This window comes from Aquimarina brevivitae (assembly GCF_004216895.1).
GTDB classification, from domain to species: domain Bacteria; phylum Bacteroidota; class Bacteroidia; order Flavobacteriales; family Flavobacteriaceae; genus Aquimarina; species Aquimarina brevivitae.
Genome location: NZ_SGXE01000001.1, coordinates 643587 through 661162, shown reverse-complemented (window position 1 = coordinate 661162; position 17576 = coordinate 643587). Strand labels below are relative to the sequence as shown.

Below are 17576 nucleotides of genomic sequence, written 5' to 3'. Positions count from 1 at the left end.
GGATAAACAGTAGGCTACTCCACGTCTTCAATATCTATAGGCTTTCCGATGTAAGCTAACATGCTGTTTGGTTCGATATCCTCTTCCTCATCGTTATAGGCTTTTACAATACGAATATTTTTTTCAGGATCTTTAATAAAAAGTGGAACTAGATCATCATCTTCTTTACCGCTTTCTAACAAGGTTTGATAATGTTTATTATCCTTAAGCTTAATCTCTAAAATACCAGGATACTTTTCGGCTAACTCCATAAGCTTATAATAATCATCCGTATGACTAAATAGTCCTTCTTCGGGATTATTATCCGGGTCATTCATTTCTTCAGTAGTAATCAATCGAAAAGAACCATGCTCTCCAAATTGATCTCTAAACTTATTAATCGCATATTTATTAATATCACTATTAGCTGTTAATGCCATTAAATAGCCTACGTCACTAAGCTCAATATTATCCTTAAGTTTATCATTATAGATACTTCCTAGAATAGCATCCAATCCTAAATTCTTAGCTTTTTTAATATTTTCTCGATTACTGTCAACGAGCACTACATTTCGGTTGTTATTTTTTAAGTAAGCTCCGATCAAACGGGAAATTTTAGAGGCTCCGATAAGTAAAACCCCTTCAGATTTTGTTAAAAACACACCAACTAATTTAGCAAACATCCTAGCCGTAGTAGCGTTTAATAACACAGTTCCCAATACGATCATAAATACTAACGGAGTAATATATTCTGCTCCAGGCTCACCTTGTTTGGCTAATTTTAAACCAAAGAGTGAGGCAATACCTGCTGCAACAATACCTCTTGGTCCTACCCAACTTATAAAAAGCTTTTCATTAATTTTTAAACCAGAGCCTATGGAACTCAAAAATACCCCTATTGGCCTGACTAATAAAACAACAACAGCGAATAACCATACGGTATTCATATTAAAAATTAATTGAAGATCATCAATATTAATATTCGCAGCTAAAAGGATAAATAAAATAGAAATTAGCAAAACACTAAGTGATTCTTTAAAGTAAAGCAGTTCCTCGATATTAGGTAGGTTAGTGTTTCCTAATACCATACCCATGATAACAACTGATAGTAATCCTGACTCGTGGGCAAAGACATCAGATAATACAAATACACCCAATACCAAAGCCAAGGTGAAAACATTAAGCAAGTAATGTGGGATTATCTTTCGTTTAATTGCAAATGCCAAACCATGCGCAAAAGTAAATCCAAAAGTAAACCCAAAAAGTACAATTTTTCCAAATTCTATAAGTGCTGTAAACGTATACCTACTTCCTTCTCCAACACTGATAAACTCAAAAACCAATACGGCAACTAGTGCGCCTATGGGATCAATTAAAATACCTTCCCACTTTAATACTGCCGAAATATCTTTTTTAAGCGGTATGTTTCTTAAAATAGGAGTGATTACAGTGGGTCCTGTTACTATAATTAATGAAGAAAATAATAAAGACATCGACCAACTTAAGTCAAATATAAAATGAGCCGCTATACCTGCACCGATAAAGGTGATTAAAACACCTATAGTGATTAATTTAATGATGATAGGGCCAACATTTAGTATCTCATCTCTTCTTAGCGTTAAGCCTCCTTCAAATAATATAATACTTATGGCAAGTGAGGTAAAATAAAATAAACTTTGTCCAGGAAATAAACCTTCTTCTCCATTCCATATAGGCTCTATTAATTTGGTACCATCAGCCGTATATAAAGTTGCAATAGGACCAACTAATAACCCGATTAAAATAAGGGGTAATATTGCAGGCAATTTAAATCTCCAAGCAACCCATTGCGCCAAAATCCCCAATATAATGATACCTGCTAATTCTAACATTTTATTATGATTAACGTGTTTTAGAAATGAAAGATCGTAATTTTTTAGTAAATACTATAAAGCAGCACCATATTCTAAGTTTAAATTAACTTAATTATAAGCCACAAAACATGTTTTAATCAAAGGCAGATTATTTTAAATCAGGCTGTTAAAACAGCTTATTGTGCTAAACTAACAGGTTAAATTTAAGATACGATGAATCCTACATCAGTATAGTACCAGACGCTAGGCCATTTTCTAACAAAACAAAACTGCCTACTCGTTGGATTCCTCCTTAAACACTGTTAAAAAATGAAAAAATTGAACCTTTTTGCACCTGTTTTTTTCTATTTTGCACAGATTAAACTATTTCAATGCAGTTATATCCAATTAAAGCCGGAAATTTTAAGCTAGATGGCGGAGCTATGTTTGGTGTTGTACCTAAAGTTTTATGGAATAAGACCAACCCTGCCGACAGTAAAAATCTAATCGATATTGCCGCTAGATGTCTATTGATCGAAGATGGTGATCGCCTAATCCTTATAGATACAGGTATGGGTAATAAACAATCTGATAAATTTTTTAGTTATTACTCCCTTTGGGGAGATGACTCTTTAGATAAATCCTTAAAAGAAGTAGGATTTAGCAGTGATGATATCACTGATGTCTTCATTACCCATTTACATTTTGATCATTGCGGAGGAACAATTAATTGGAACAAAGACAAAACAGGGTATGAACTTGCTTTTAAAAATGCAACCATCTGGAGTAATGAAAATCATTGGGATTGGGCAGTAAACCCTAATGCCAGAGAAAAGGCTTCATTTCTGAAAGAAAACATACTACCTATGCAAGAAAGTGGCCATTTAAAGTTTGTTCCACGGCAAAAGGGTGACTTTATCTTTAATGATGATTTAAACTTTGGTGTACTTTTTGTAGATGGTCATACCGAAAAACAAATGATTCCCCATATCTCCTATAAAGATAAAACTATTGTATTTATGGCAGACCTTCTACCAACTGTTGGGCATATTCCTTTGCCCTACGTTATGGGTTATGATACCAGACCATTACTTACATTAGATGAAAAAGAAAAATTTCTTAAAACAGCAGCAGATAAAGGTTATTACTTGTTTTTAGAACACGATGCCCATAATGAAATTATAACCGTAAAACATACAGAAAAAGGAGTGCGACTAAATGAGACTTTTAGTTGCCAGGAAATTTTTAATTAATACAGCATGAGTACTAAACTTAACAAATTAGTTATAGCAGGTGCTATAGCTACCTTACTATGGGGGTGCGGAGGTGCACCAGTAATTGTTTCTACACCCATAGAAAACATTGATTCTATTCCCTTAAAAAATACGGATCTAACAGAAACTCAACTAAAAAATTGGGGAGCCTATGATCTTGTAACGGACACTATTCCGGGAATGAGCGTAGAAAAAGCCTACCAAGAGATCATAAAAGATCAAAAAGGCACTACCGTAATCGTTGGTGTTATTGACAGTGGGGTAGACATTGAACACGAAGATCTCGATGACGTAATATGGACCAATAAAGACGAAATTCCTAACAATAATATAGACGACGACAACAATGGATATGTTGACGATATCCACGGATGGAACTTCTTGGGAGATGCTAAACATGAAAATTTAGAGTTTATAAGAATTGTAAAAAAATATAAACCAAAATTTTCTGGAAAAACACTAGCTAATATAGCCGAGGACGAAAGAGATATTTATCAACTCTATATAGAAGCAAAAGCGGAGTATGAAGAAAAATATCAAGAAGCTATGGGCACTAAGATGCAGTATGAGCAGATTTTACAACAAGCCAAAATTTCTCATGCTAAAATAAAAGAAACCTTAGGTAAAGCAGATTATACTCAAAAAGAGCTTCTTGGAATTAAAGCAGAAAACCCTGAAATGCAGCAACACATTGCATTTTTGTCTCAAATGTTTGGTTTTTTAGATCCTGGTCAGGGCATTCCTGATTTAATAAAAAACCTCAACGAGGGAATTGATTATTTTACTGATCAGCTCAATTATCATTTAAACATCGATTTTGATGGAAGGTCCGTAGTAGGTGATGATGTAGACGATATCAATGACACTGATTATGGTAATAATAATGTTATGGGGCCTGATCCTGAAAAAGAAAATATCAAGCACGGCACCCACGTTGCAGGTACAGTAGCTGCCGAAAGAAACAATGGAATAGGAATGAACGGTGTTGCTCAAAACGTAAAGATAATGCCTATACGCGCAGTTCCAGATGGAGATGAGTATGATAAAGACGTTGCACTTGCTATCCGATATGCCGTAGATAATGGAGCCAAAGTTATTAATACCAGTTTTGGTAAATACTTTTCGACACACCCTGAGTGGGTTAGAGAGGCTATCAAATATGCGGGGAAAAATGATGTGCTTATTGTCAATGCCGCTGGTAATGAATCCTATAACCTGGACGAAAAAGCCACCTACCCTAACGATCAAACGGATAATGTCACTGAAATATCAGATAATGTAATCACAATAGGTGCACTTAATTACGAATACGGAGCCAATTTGGTTGCTTCGTTTTCTAATTACGGCAAAAGTAATGTGGATGTATTTGCTCCTGGTGTAAAAATTTGGTCGACCACACCAAATAGCACATACGAATACCTGCAGGGTACATCTATGGCAGCACCTGCTGTAAGTGGTGTAGCAGCTATGATACGTTCCTACTTTCCTAAGCTGTCGGCTGCTGAAGTAAAAAAGATTTTAATGGATAGTGGATTAGCGACAAAAACAGTGGTTATTATTGGTGGTGAAACACAGGGCACAGAAAGCTTCGCCAATCTGTCTAAATCCGGAAAAATGGTAAATATGTATAATGCCTTAATTATGGCAGCAAAACTTTCTAAATAATATTTCATACTATGCTTAAACATATAATTTTAGGAGCAATACTCCTTATAAACACCTTACCTATTTTTGCACAAAATAATACTTGCTACTGGCAACAGCATGTAGACTATACCATGCAGGTAGATATGGATGTCGAAAAATTCCAATATACAGGTAAGCAAGAGCTTGTATATACTAACAATTCTCCAGACACGCTTAAACAAGTTTTTTATCACCTCTATTTTAATGCCTTTCAGCCTGGAAGCGAAATGGATGTAAGATCAAGAAATCTACCTGATCCTGATCCAAGAGTAATGGATCGCATTAGTAAACTTCAACCTGATGAAATTGGATACCTTAAAGTTGGTTCCTTATCACAAAATGGAACACCTTTAGAGTTAAACGTTGAAGGAACCGTTTTAGAAGTACAATTAGCGAAGCCTATTTTGCCCGGCGAAAAGGTAACTTTTGTTATGGATTTTGAAGGGCAAGTGCCGCAACAAATAAGAAGGTCTGGGAGAAATAACAGCGAAGGCGTAGCACTCTCAATGACTCAATGGTATCCTAAAATGGCAGAATACGATTTTGAAGGTTGGCATGCTGATCCATACATCGCAAGGGAGTTTCACGGTGTTTGGGGTGATTTTGATGTCACCATTACTATCGACAAAAACTACACTATTGGAGGATCAGGATATTTACAAAACCCAGAAAAAATTGGTCACGGCTATGAAAGTAGCGACAAAAAAATAAAACATAAAAAGAATAAACTTTCTTGGCATTTTGTAGCGCCTAATGTTCACGATTTTACATGGGCTGCTGATCCTGAATACATACACGATATGGTACAAGTACCTGATGGTCCGATGTTACATTTCTTTTATAAAGACAACCCTGAAATCAAAGAAAACTGGAAGAATTTACAGCCAAAATCCGTGGCTCTGATGGAATACTTCAGTAAAAACATCGGAAAATATCCTTACGACCAATATTCAATAATTCAAGGTGGTGATGGTGGAATGGAGTATGCGATGTGTACCCTGATAACAGGAGAGCGAAACTTTGGTAGCCTTGTTGGTGTTACAGCCCATGAAATGGCTCACGCATGGTTTCAACACATATTAGCTACAAATGAAGCGAAACATGAGTGGATGGACGAAGGGTTTACATCTTACATTTCTACGCTTGCAATGAACGAAATCATGGAACAAAATGATCCTAATCCAATGGGTGGTATGTATAATGGCTATATACAACTAGCAAATTCTGGGATAGAAGAGCCACAAACCACGCAAGCAGATAGATATAATCGTAATATGGCATACGGAGCCTCTGCTTACGCCAAAGGTGCAGTATTTTTATCGCAACTAGGGTATATTATAGGAAAAGAAAACCTAAATAAAACAATACATCGTTATTTCCAAGAATGGAAATTTAAACATCCCACTCCAAATGATTTTAAAAGAATTGCCGAAAAAGTATCTGGTATACAATTAGATTGGTATTTAACGGATTGGACAAAAACCACAGCTTCCATAGATTATGGAATTAAATCGGTTGAGTCATCGGACAATGGCACTACAATTACTTTAGAAAGAAAAGGGGTTATGCCAATGCCAATTGATTTAATAATTGAGCACAACGATGGTACCAAAGCACTTTATTATATCCCGCTAAGAATGATGCGAGGAGAAAAGCCAAATGAAACTTCCCTGGAAAGAAATACACTTAGTGATTGGCCTTGGACAAATCCTACTTATGAACTATCTGTGGGTAAAAATAAATCTGAGATTAAATCGATTACTATAGATCCTTCAGGATTAATGGCAGATACAAAACCAGCTAATAACACATTTAAATTGAATTAACAAAATCGATCTGCTAATTTAATATTGTTTTTGTAACTATTTGATAATGAATAGTTATTTTTGATGTCTTTAATATTTTTTAAATTAAATGTTGCTATGAAAATTACTAAACTGTTGGTTATATCTCTTATCATAATGGGTATGGCTTTTTTGTCAGTAAATTATTTTACTGTTGAAAAAGAGATAGCCTATAAGCAGATACCTGAGAAAAAGGAGAAGAAAAAGAAAGAAGAAAAATCGCTGGAAGATCGAAGAAGATTTGCAGAAGAACGCTTAAAACATGAAATAAAATTTCAAAAAAATCCAAATACTGGTAGGATACCAGAAACTGAAAAGCTTAAAGAAATTGAAATCTCTAAATCCATAAGACAAAAAAACAGTGCTAAATCTAGTACCACTACCTATATATCTCGAGGTCCTTCTAACTTAGGGGGTAGAACCAGATCTTTGGTTATCGATGTTTCGGACCCTACTAGTAATACAATCATATCTGGTGGTGTAAGTGGTGGAGTTTTTAGAACTACCGACGGAGGACTAAGCTGGACAAAAGTTTCTGCAAATAACGAAATTCATAATGTGACCAGTATAGCACAGGATCCTAGAGATGGTTTTCAAAATATTTGGTACTACAGCACTGGTGAATTCTCAGGAAATAGTGCAAGATTAGGTGGTTCACCGTATTTAGGACAAGGAATCTGGCAATCTACAGATGGTGGAATAACTTGGGCACAATTACCATCAACTGCTTCTGAACAAACTTCAGATGACTCTCCTTTTGATTTTATACATAAATTAGAAGTTCATCCAGCAACAGGAGATCTTTATGCGGCAACAAGGGGAGCTATAAGACGATACGATGGTACTGTATGGACTACAGAACTAGATGCCTCAAGAGACACATTTTCTGATGTAATCATAACAAGTACCGGAAAAGTTTTTGCGGGTCTTGCAGGTAATAGCGGAGATACTTTTGAAGGCGTATGGGAGTCAGCAACAGGAATTGGTTCTTGGAGTAGAATCGCTGGTAATGGAACTCCATCCAATTGGAACTCAACAGGAAGACTGGTCCTAGCTGTGGCCCCATCAAATGAAAACCGACTATATGCTATGTATGTTACAAGTGGCGGTTTTTACGAAGTAGACTTATGGCAATTTGAAGATGATGTAGACACATGGACAAATCGATCTATTAAATTACCGGATGAACCAGGGGGTGATTCGCCTGGAAATGACCCTATAGCGGTTCAAGGAGGATATGATTTAGTGATGGCAGTAAAACCAGACAACGAAAATTTCGTAGTTATTGGTGGTACAAATGCCTACAAAATAGAAGATATTGTTACCGAGACAACATTTACAAGAATCGGCGGATATCGAGATAATACTGGATATGGATTATATGATCTTGGAGTTAATGGAGATAGACATCATCCAGATATCCACGCATTGGTGTTTGATCCCCAAAATCCTGATATTCTTTTTACAGGAACCGATGGAGGTGTACATAAAACGATCGACGTAAATGTAGAGACGGTAGCTTGGGTTAACCTAAATAATAACTATCAAACCTATCAATATTATCACGTTGCTATAGATCCTGATCCATCTTCTAATATTGTCATTGGTGGTGCTCAGGACAACGGAACAACTGCTGGTGGTTTTAGTTCAAGCCCTGATTTAACAACTATGGTAACTGTTTTTGGAGGAGATGGTGTAGCAGTAGGTGTTTCTAGAGACGATGCCTGTGTTCCTTTCTTTGAAGGATCCCAAAACGGAAATATTTACAGAGACTGTCCAGACGGCTTAACAATAACACCTGATGGTTCTAATAGTCAATTTGTAACCTATTTTTATTTAGACCCTAGCAGCAATAATGCATTGTATTATGCGGGTAGAACAGATTTATATAAAACAACACAATCAACAACTGTTACTCCAAGTACTTGGGAGGAATTAGGAACTTTAGCGTCAGGTGGCGGTGTGTTAAATGAATGGATTGTAAGATTTGGAACTACTTGGGGCACCTACAACCCATCAAGTAGTTATTTATTAATTGGAGGAGATACTGGTTCTGTCCTTAGACTAGATGATCCGCAAAATGCCACCAGTCTTACTAATGCAGTGGATATCACTCCAGCAGCGGTTACTCGAGCTTTTCCAACTGTCGTTACTGGTTTGGCGATTCACCCTACAAATCCCGATATCGTAATGCTTACTTATTCTAATTACGGTATTACTAATATTTTTATCACAACTAATGCAACAGCAGCAACACCTACCTGGGAAATAGCTGAACGTAATCTAGATGCATTTTCAATTAGATCAGCTGCAATCGCAGAAGTTGAAGGTGAAACTATTTATTTTGTTGGAACGGCAAGAGGTCTTTATAGTAGTGCAGATCCAATTAACGAAGATTGGTCGATAGAAGCACCAGATCAGATTGGTTATGCATTAATCAGTTCCTTAGCCTATAGACCAGATGATAATAAATTATTGGTAGGTACTCACGGAAACGGTATGTATATTGGTACTGTTAATACGACATTATCAGTAGAAGAATTTAATACTACAGATACAGAAATTATTGCTTATCCGGTCCCTGCAACTAACGAGTTAAATATTGTCTTAGAAAACACATTCATAGAAGGAGACTTAGTTTATAAAATCTTTGATCTTAATGGAAGAGAAATCAAAAATGGTATATTGTCTGAAGAAAAGAAAGTAAATCTTCAAAACTTGAATTCAGGGCTGTATGTACTACAATTACAATCTAACGCTCGAACGAAATCAATTACCTTTATAAAAAGATAATCGAGTACTTTTATAGTAAAACAAGAGGTTTTTATGGCAAAACCTCTTGTTTTATACTATACTTCACCCTTTATGAATAATACGCTTAGCAAACAGGAAAAACTCAAAAGCGCCACAGAAATTTCGCTTATTTTTGAAGACGGCAACTCCATTGCAGCCTACCCTATTCGACTTTTTTACAGAAAAACTTCATTTCAAGAGGGCGTAATCTGTAAAGCAGCCTTTTCTGTTAGCAAAAGAAAGTTTAAAAAGGCCGTAGATCGCAATAGAATAAAAAGACTTTTAAGAGAAGGATATCGAAAAAATAAGTATATTGTTTTTGACACTGCAAATCCCCATCAATACGCTTTAATTTTTCTATATACGGGCAAAGAACTACCTGACTATATTACCGTAGAAAAGAAAATAAAAAAGCTTTTAACGAGTTTTATAGAAACCATCAAATAACGTTTCGACCCAACGATATAAATGAAAAGAAGATGAAAATATTACGTAATAGAATACTTTTAATAGTTACTGTTGCCATAGTTTTTTTGGGAACCGTTAGTTTTAAATCTGATTTTTTTGAAATTGCAAAGCAGATTGAAATTTTCACCACTATGTTTAAAGAACTAAATATGAATTATGTGGATGAAACCAACCCAGCAGAGCTTATGGATACGGCTATCACTGCTATGTTAGATGATCTTGATCCTTATACCAAATTTTGGAATGAGCAGGATGTGGAAGCTTCAAAAATTAGAAATTCCGGTGAATACACAGGAATTGGAGCTTCGGTAAAAACTACTAAAGACAAAATTGTAATCATAGAACCCTATAAAGACTATCCTGCAGACAAAGCAGGCTTAAAAGCAGGAGACGAAATCATTCAAATTGGAGACATAAAAGTATCTGAGTTTAATGAAGACGCAGGGGAACTTTTAAAGGGAGCTAGCGGTTCTAAAATAAATATTACCTATGTTAGACAAGGAGCCATAAAAACAACCGTACTTACACGAGATGAAATTGATGTAGACGCGGTACCTTTTTACACTTTGTTAGAAGATAAAACGGCCTATATTGTGTTATCTAGGTTCAATGGAAAGGCTTCAAAGGAAACTATAACGGCATTACAGGAGTTAAAAGCGAAAGGCGCTGATAAGGTAATCCTGGACCTAAGAGGAAACCCTGGTGGACTATTAAGTGAAGCCATAAATGTTACAAATATTTTTGTGCCCAAAGGAGAGTTAATAACCACCACGAAATCCGTAGTAAAAAAATATAATAAAGAATATTTTACTCAACAAAAACCTATTGATACTGATATACCAGTTGTGGTGCTTGTAAATGGAAGAAGTGCATCTGCAAGTGAAATTGTAGCAGGTAGTATCCAAGATCTAGATCGAGGAGTCGTCATCGGAGCACGTAGCTTTGGAAAAGGATTGGTGCAACGCCCTAAAAAACTAACCTATGGTACCCAATTAAAAATTACCATATCAAGATATTATACCCCAAGTGGTAGATGTATCCAAGCGCTGGATTATTGGAATAGAGATAAAAACAATAACGCTACCCGAATTGCAGAGAAAGACTTCAAAGCATTTACTACTAAGAATGGTAGAACCGTATATGATGGGGGTGGTATTCAACCTGATATTGAATTGGAAAGCTCTAAATATAGCGATATAACCACTGCCCTTTTACAATCTGATGCTATTTTTGATTATGGTACTCAATATTACTACAATCACGACATTAAGGACATCGACAGTTTTACGTTTTCGCTACAGGATTTTGAGGATTTTAAAAGTTTTCTAAATCGGACGAATTTCAATTATGAAACCGAATACGAAAAAAGCTTACAGAAATCATTAAAATTAGCTAAAACAGAAAAAGTAGATCAAGCAGTAATCTCTGGTTATGAAAATCTATTAAAAACGATTAAATTGAGTAAAGAGGCTTCTTTAGATGAACATAAAGAAGAGATCGTTTCCCTATTAACTGACGAAATTATTAAACGCTATTTTTATCGCGAAGGTTTATATAACTATTATGTAAAAAATAATCCCGAAATTATTAAAGCGCAAGAAATTTTAGGAAATCAAAATAAATATAAAGAGATATTAAATTAAAAAATCCGGCGAATGCCGGATTTTTTTTAAGATTTAATCATAACTACGTGTGGTATACCGTCTTCTAGATATTCCTCTCCCACACGTTTAAAAGAATGAGTATTATAAAATTTTTCTAAATACGTCTGTGCAGATATTTTAATCCTTTGTGTGTTGAAATGTTTTTCAATAGCAGCTATACTTTCTTGCAAGAGTTGATGACCATATCCATATTTTCGTTCACTTTGTTGTACTACTACCCTTCCTATACTACTATACCCTTCAAAATAATCATTGGTATCAAAAATACGAGTATAGGCAACAATTTGATTATTTTTATATCCCAAAACATGTAAAGCCTTTTGATCCTTGTTATCTACATCCTGGTAAACACAATCTTGTTCTACGACAAAAACTTCAGCTCGTAATCGTAGTACTTGATATAATTCTAGTAATGTTAATGCAGTAAACGGCTTTACGCTAAATTCCATATCCATCCTTAATCCTGAACTATTATATTTTTATCATCACTTTTATCAAACTCTGGCTGCAAAGTAACATGATTGATTTCGTAATCATCATGGAGAATTTGTTTTATTATGGTCAAAATAGATTCAAATTCAGATACTTTTAAATCCCTTGTAAAATCAATATGAGCTTCCAGGTGTGTTTCTAACTCATTTAGTTGCCAGATATGGATATGATGAATACTTTTTACATCTTTTAATGCATTAATCTTTTCAACTAACTCTTCAACCGCTACATTATCTGGTGTAAATAACATGAGCATCTTAAACGAATCTTTTAATAGATCATAACCCACATAAATTAAATATAAAGCAATAGCTAAAGTCAATACACTATCGATCCAATAAATTTGGTAATACTTAATCAATAATCCACCCAACAATACTGCTATAGATGCTAACATATCAGTAATAAGATGCAAATATGCAGATCTCATATTCATGTTATGAGCACTATCCTTTTTAAGTAATAATACACTTAACCCATTGCCTATAATAGCAACAGAAGACAAAATAATTACTAAAAAACTTTCTATTTTTTGTGGATGTTGAAAACGTTCAGCAGCTTCAATGATCAACAAAATAGCTACAATGATTAAGGTAGCTGAATTTATAAAAGCGGCCATAATTTCCGCTCTTTTAAAACCAAAAGTTTTATTTAAAGAAGCTTTTTTCTTAGCAATTTTATTTGCAAAAAAACTAACAACTAAAGATATGACATCACTAAAATTATGCAATGCGTCTGATAGTAATGCTAAACTGCCAGACAAAACTCCACCAATCACCTGTGATATTGTAATTACAATATTAAGTACTATAGAAAACAGTAAATTCTTAGAACGTACTGCACGGTGACTATGCTGATGGACTTCGGACATCTATTTACACATCGAAATTTTATTTACTCGTTTTACATGTCTACCACCCTCAAATTCCGTAGCAAGAAACTCTTTAACCATATCTAATGCCTGGTGCTTTGAAGTAAATCGTGCTGGTATACATAATACATTAGCATCATTATGCTGACGCGTCAAAGTGGTTAATTCTTTTGTCCAGCAAAGGCCAGCTCTAACATTTTTATATTTATTAGCAGTCATAGCAACCCCATTTCCACTTCCGCAAATTAGTATACCATAAGTAACGTTGTTTTTATCCACATCATCTGCTACCGGGTGTACAAAATCTGGATAGTCTACACTATCCGAACTGTCTGTTCCGTAATTAATAACTTCGTAGTTATTATCCCTTAGGTAAGTGACTATTTCATTTTTATAATCTGTACCAGCGTGGTCATTACCAATAGCTATTTTCATAACAAAAAATTTTTACCAAATATAATTGATAATTAAAACAAGATTAAGAAAGGAAAAGATAAGTTTTATTACTGTTAATAAAAAGTAATCCTTTGTTAATAGTCCTTGTTAATAAGATGTTTTTAAAATACGGAAAGTTTATTTTGAGATGTAATTAAATATTTCAATAGGCTAATGTTTTTATAATCTCAAAATTATAAGTCTATTTTTTCTTGTCATTTTTTTAAACAAAAAAGTAGTGTTATTAACTATGGTTTTACCGTAAAACAATAAGCAAATTGCTGTTGTTAATAGAAATAAACAACTGTTAATAAATTATAAAAATCATAAGATTTTCAGCTTTTTATGATGCTGATAAACTGTTGATATCGGATGAACAATTACAACTAAATAAATGACCAAATTTTTTAGCGAAAAGTTATACCGCTATTCACACCACATCATCATCATCATTATTTAAAATTTAAAAAAAAGAAAAAAAAGTATATTATTAAAAGTGTTGAAAAGTAACATTTATAAGTATTAAACTATTCTTAGATGTGAATTAAAGTTGAGATCTTCAATGATTTTTATAGCTTTATTTTTGTCTAAAGGATGTACTTTGAGATGAATTCCTCCTATGGCATTGGAGTAAAATGGAAATACTTGTATCATGGTCTCGTTTTCAAAAAAATATTGAATGCCGTTTTGATCGAGTAATAATTTAAGAACAGCGTACTCATGCGGATAAGTAAAAACGGCAATAACGATATAATTTTTCATAGTTAAGTTCCTCGTTATAAAAGGCTATAACAATATAAATACAATGATTAAATATAAGTAATAATTAATTAAGCTATAGAACTTACTAATTAGCAATAGTATTGGTTTTGTGACCTAAATATCCGAAATTGTTAAGAGTAAAATAGTAATTGTGGTTAGTTTTTGCTACTTATAATCTAATTATACATTAAAGTTAGACTTATAAAGGTAGATCTTAAAAGATATACCTTACATTTAACCATATGAATTACAAAGAAATTAATGAGTAGAAATAATAGAAGAACGAAGAGAAAAAAAAGTCCAAAGATTCCTAATCTTACAGAAGGAATTTTAAAAATATTAAAAGCAGATCCTACTAAATCTTTTAATTACAAACAAATAGCTGCCAAGTTTGGAGTAGATGATCCTAGTAGTAGAAATCAAATTATAAAAAAATTAAGTCAGTTAGCTGCAAAAAAACAAATAGAAGAAGTAGAAAGGGGTAAGTTTAAAGTTGTCTTACAAGGTAATCTATACAAAGGTATCTTAGATATAACTTCAAAAGGAGCAGGATATGTTATGGTAGAGGAGTTAGAGCAAGATATCTATATTCCTGCAAATAACTTAAATAAAGCCCTAGACGGTGATGAGGTAGAAGTTTATATCTATAAACGTAAGCGAAGAGGTAAAAGTGAAGGAGAAATAGCTAAAATTCTAAAACGCAATAAAGATGAATTTGTTGGGGTAATCGAAATTCAAAAAAATTATGCCTTTGTAAATACGCAAAATACTAAAATGTATACCGACGTATTTGTGCCAAAGAACAAAATTAATAAAGCGGAGAATGGCGATAAGGTTGTCGTAAAATTAGAAGATTGGCCAGAAAATGCGGATAGTCCTTTTGGTAGAGTAACTCAGGTATTAGGAAAACCTGGAGAACATAATACCGAAATACACGCTATACTAGCTCAATATGGTTTGCCCTATGAATTCCCCGAAGAGGTAGAAACTTATGCTAATGAATTAGACACGAGTATCAAAGCGGACGAAATCAAAAAAAGAAGGGATCTCAGGGATACACTCACATTTACTATAGATCCAAAAGATGCAAAGGATTTTGATGATGCATTATCATTTCGTGTATTAGAAAATGGAAATTTTGAAGTAGGAATTCATATTGCAGATGTATCGCACTATGTACAACCAGGTACGATCCTGGATGATGAAGCTTATGAAAGGGCTACATCGGTGTATTTAGTGGATCGTGTAGTACCTATGTTACCGGAAGTTTTATCCAATAATGCCTGCTCATTGAGACCTCATGAAGAAAAATATACCTTTTCAGCCATTTTTGAATTAGATCATAAAGCTGAAGTTCAAAAACATTGGTTTGGTAGAACAGTTACCTATTCGGATAGTAGATTTGCCTATGAAGAAGCACAGCATATTATAGAAACTAAGGATACAAAAATTCCTGCAGAAATTTCTTTAACCAATAAAGAGTATGTAGTTGATCCTGCCATTGCAGAAGCAATTATGAAGCTAGATGAGTTGGCTAAAATTATGCGTGCTAAACGAATGCGTAATGGAGCAATATCCTTTGATAAAGTTGAGGTGAAATTTAATCTCAATGAAACCAACGAGCCCGTAGGTGTTTACTTCAAGACTTCAAAAGATGCAAATAAATTAATTGAAGAATTTATGTTATTAGCGAATAGAAAAGTCGCTGAATTTATAGGTAAACCTTCTAAAAGCAATAAGGATAGTAGAACTTTTGTATATCGGATTCATGATGAACCAGATGATGAAAAATTAGCTTCATTACAAAATATAATCAAACGTTTTGGATATAAATTAAACTTGAAGGATCGTAAAACTACAACACAGTCTTTAAACAGTTTATTACAGGATGTACAAGGTAAAAAGGAACAAAATCTTGTAGATACGCTAGCCATTCGTAGTATGAGTAAGGCAGAATATAGTACCCATAATATCGGGCATTATGGTCTTGCGTTTGATTATTACTCACATTTTACATCTCCGATACGAAGATATCCGGATATCATGGCACATCGATTACTACAGCATTATTTGGATAAAGGTAAATCGGTTGCCGAGGAAACCTATGAAGAAAAATGTAAGCATAGTAGTGATATGGAAAATTTAGCCGCAAGTGCCGAACGTGATTCTATAAAATACATGCAGATTAAATTTATGAAGGATCACCAGGATGAAGAATTTCTCGGAGTAATTTCTGGAGTAACCGAATGGGGAATCTATATCGAAATTATTGCCAATAAATGCGAAGGAATGGTACGTCTGCGAGACATTTCCGATGACCATTATGTTTTTGATCCTGATGAATATGCTATTATAGGGCAACGAACTAAACAAATCTATCAATTAGGTGATGAAGTATATGTAAAAGTGAAAAATGCCGATTTAATTAAAAGACACTTAGATTTTACCCTACTGGGTGCTAGAGCAGATGTAGAATAAGGTTTTGATTTTACTGTGTGTTTAAGGTTACTCGTTTGATAAGCTTTTAAATAGGTATAAAATTGTAAAATAGTTGAAGTTAAGTACTAGTTTTTTAACTTTGTAAGTATCACCAAAATTAATAGATGATACAAGATGCTTGGTTAGCCATATCGTGGGGTTTTTTGTTAGCTTTTTTAATAGGACCTGTTTTTTTTGTTCTGCTTGAAACTGCTGCAATTAAAGGTTTTAGAGCTGCAATAGCCTTGGATTTTGGAGTCATTTTTGCAGATATTGTTTTTATACTCATTGCATATTTTAGTACCAATAAAATTTTAGAAAAGATCAAGGATGATCCCGCACTTTTTATATTTGGTGGTACCTTACTAACTGTATATGGTGTTATTTCCTTTATACAGGAACGTAAAAATTACAATAAACTACGTGATACTTCAGTAGAAATCATCAATAAGAACAATTATGTAAAATTGTTTTTCAAAGGCTTCCTATTGAATTTTATCAATATAGGTGTTTTGGGTTTTTGGTTGGGTATTATAATCGTTGTTGGTCCACAGTTGGATATGGATACCAATAGAATAGTATTGTTTTTTATAATGGTATTGAGTACTTATTTAATTATTGATGTATTTAAAATACTTTTAGCAAAGAGACTACGTAGAAAATTGACACAAAGAAGAGTTTTTAAAATAAAACGATTAATTAGTATTATCCTTGTCGTTTCGGGATTATTTTTAATAATAAAGGGAATAATACCGGATAAAATAGAACAACGACTTCAAAATGAGATTGAAAAAATAACACCAACAACGAAAGAATAAGTAAATAAAAAACGCCCATAGTTAATACTACGGGCGTTTTTTTGAGGTGTCGAGCGGATTCGAACCGCTGTAGATGGTGTTGCAGACCACTGCCTAGCCACTCGGCCACGACACCTTATATGGTTGCGGAAGGCAAAAGTAAAAAAATATACCTTTCTAAAAAATCATTTTCAAGTAAAA

General features: G+C 34.0%; 13 protein-coding genes and 1 tRNA gene. 8 read left to right on the top strand and 6 right to left on the bottom strand.

Annotation, left to right across the window (positions count from 1 at the left end; translation table 11 throughout):
* Positions 1-14 precede the first annotated feature (14 nt).
* Positions 15-1850, bottom strand: a complete 1836-nt coding sequence (locus tag EV197_RS02690) for a cation:proton antiporter (protein ID WP_130285196.1) — start codon at positions 1848-1850, stop codon at positions 15-17.
* A 353-nt stretch (positions 1851-2203) separates the two neighbouring features.
* On the opposite strand from EV197_RS02690, the gene EV197_RS02685 reads away from it, so the two are divergent.
* From EV197_RS02685 to EV197_RS02660, 6 genes are all read left to right on the top strand, one after another.
* Positions 2204-3064, top strand: a complete 861-nt coding sequence (locus tag EV197_RS02685) for an MBL fold metallo-hydrolase (protein ID WP_130285195.1) — start codon at positions 2204-2206, stop codon at positions 3062-3064.
* A 6-nt stretch (positions 3065-3070) separates the two neighbouring features.
* Positions 3071-4750 (top strand): S8 family peptidase, encoded by a 1680-nt coding sequence (locus EV197_RS02680; protein ID WP_130285194.1) that lies wholly within the window; start codon positions 3071-3073, stop codon positions 4748-4750.
* 11 nt (positions 4751-4761) lie between these two features.
* Positions 4762-6597, top strand: coding sequence for a M1 family metallopeptidase (locus EV197_RS02675; RefSeq protein WP_130285193.1), 1836 nt, complete (start codon positions 4762-4764; stop codon positions 6595-6597).
* A gap of 96 nt (positions 6598-6693) precedes the next feature.
* Positions 6694-9408 carry a T9SS type A sorting domain-containing protein gene (locus EV197_RS02670; protein ID WP_165388983.1) on the top strand — a complete coding sequence of 905 codons (2715 nt, stop codon included), beginning with the start codon at positions 6694-6696 and terminating at the stop codon, positions 9406-9408.
* Between the two features lie 33 nt (positions 9409-9441).
* The gene (rnpA, locus tag EV197_RS02665) at positions 9442-9855 is read left to right on the top strand and encodes a ribonuclease P protein component (protein WP_242610680.1); all 414 of its coding nucleotides are present in this window, start codon (positions 9442-9444) and stop codon (positions 9853-9855) included.
* A gap of 32 nt (positions 9856-9887) precedes the next feature.
* A complete protein-coding gene (locus tag EV197_RS02660; protein ID WP_130285191.1) occupies positions 9888-11519 on the top strand; it encodes a S41 family peptidase in 1632 nt (543 codons plus the stop codon).
* A gap of 26 nt (positions 11520-11545) precedes the next feature.
* On the opposite strand, the gene EV197_RS02655 is transcribed toward EV197_RS02660, so the two are convergent.
* From EV197_RS02655 to EV197_RS02640, 4 genes are all read right to left on the bottom strand, one after another.
* Positions 11546-11989, bottom strand: coding sequence for a GNAT family N-acetyltransferase (locus EV197_RS02655; RefSeq protein WP_130285190.1), 444 nt, complete (start codon positions 11987-11989; stop codon positions 11546-11548).
* Positions 11990-11997: 8 nt separating this feature from the next.
* Positions 11998-12903 (bottom strand): cation diffusion facilitator family transporter, encoded by a 906-nt coding sequence (locus tag EV197_RS02650; protein WP_130285189.1) that lies wholly within the window; start codon positions 12901-12903, stop codon positions 11998-12000.
* Entirely contained in the window at positions 12904-13338 is a 435-nt protein-coding gene (gene rpiB / locus EV197_RS02645; protein WP_130285188.1) for a ribose 5-phosphate isomerase B, read from the bottom strand. It abuts the gene before it with no gap.
* A 522-nt stretch (positions 13339-13860) separates the two neighbouring features.
* The gene (locus EV197_RS02640) at positions 13861-14100 is read right to left on the bottom strand and encodes a DUF2007 domain-containing protein (protein ID WP_130285187.1); all 240 of its coding nucleotides are present in this window, start codon (positions 14098-14100) and stop codon (positions 13861-13863) included.
* Between the two features lie 261 nt (positions 14101-14361).
* On the opposite strand from EV197_RS02640, the gene rnr reads away from it, so the two are divergent.
* Both rnr and EV197_RS02630 read left to right on the top strand, forming a co-directional pair.
* Positions 14362-16578: a ribonuclease R gene (rnr, locus tag EV197_RS02635; protein WP_130285186.1), complete on the top strand. Its 2217-nt coding sequence runs from the start codon at positions 14362-14364 to the stop codon at positions 16576-16578.
* A 125-nt stretch (positions 16579-16703) separates the two neighbouring features.
* Positions 16704-17396, top strand: coding sequence for a LysE family translocator (locus tag EV197_RS02630; RefSeq protein ID WP_130285185.1), 693 nt, complete (start codon positions 16704-16706; stop codon positions 17394-17396).
* A 44-nt stretch (positions 17397-17440) separates the two neighbouring features.
* On the opposite strand, the gene EV197_RS02625 is transcribed toward EV197_RS02630, so the two are convergent.
* Positions 17441-17511: transfer RNA gene (locus EV197_RS02625), tRNA-Cys, on the bottom strand.
* Positions 17512-17576: the final 65 nt, after the last annotated feature.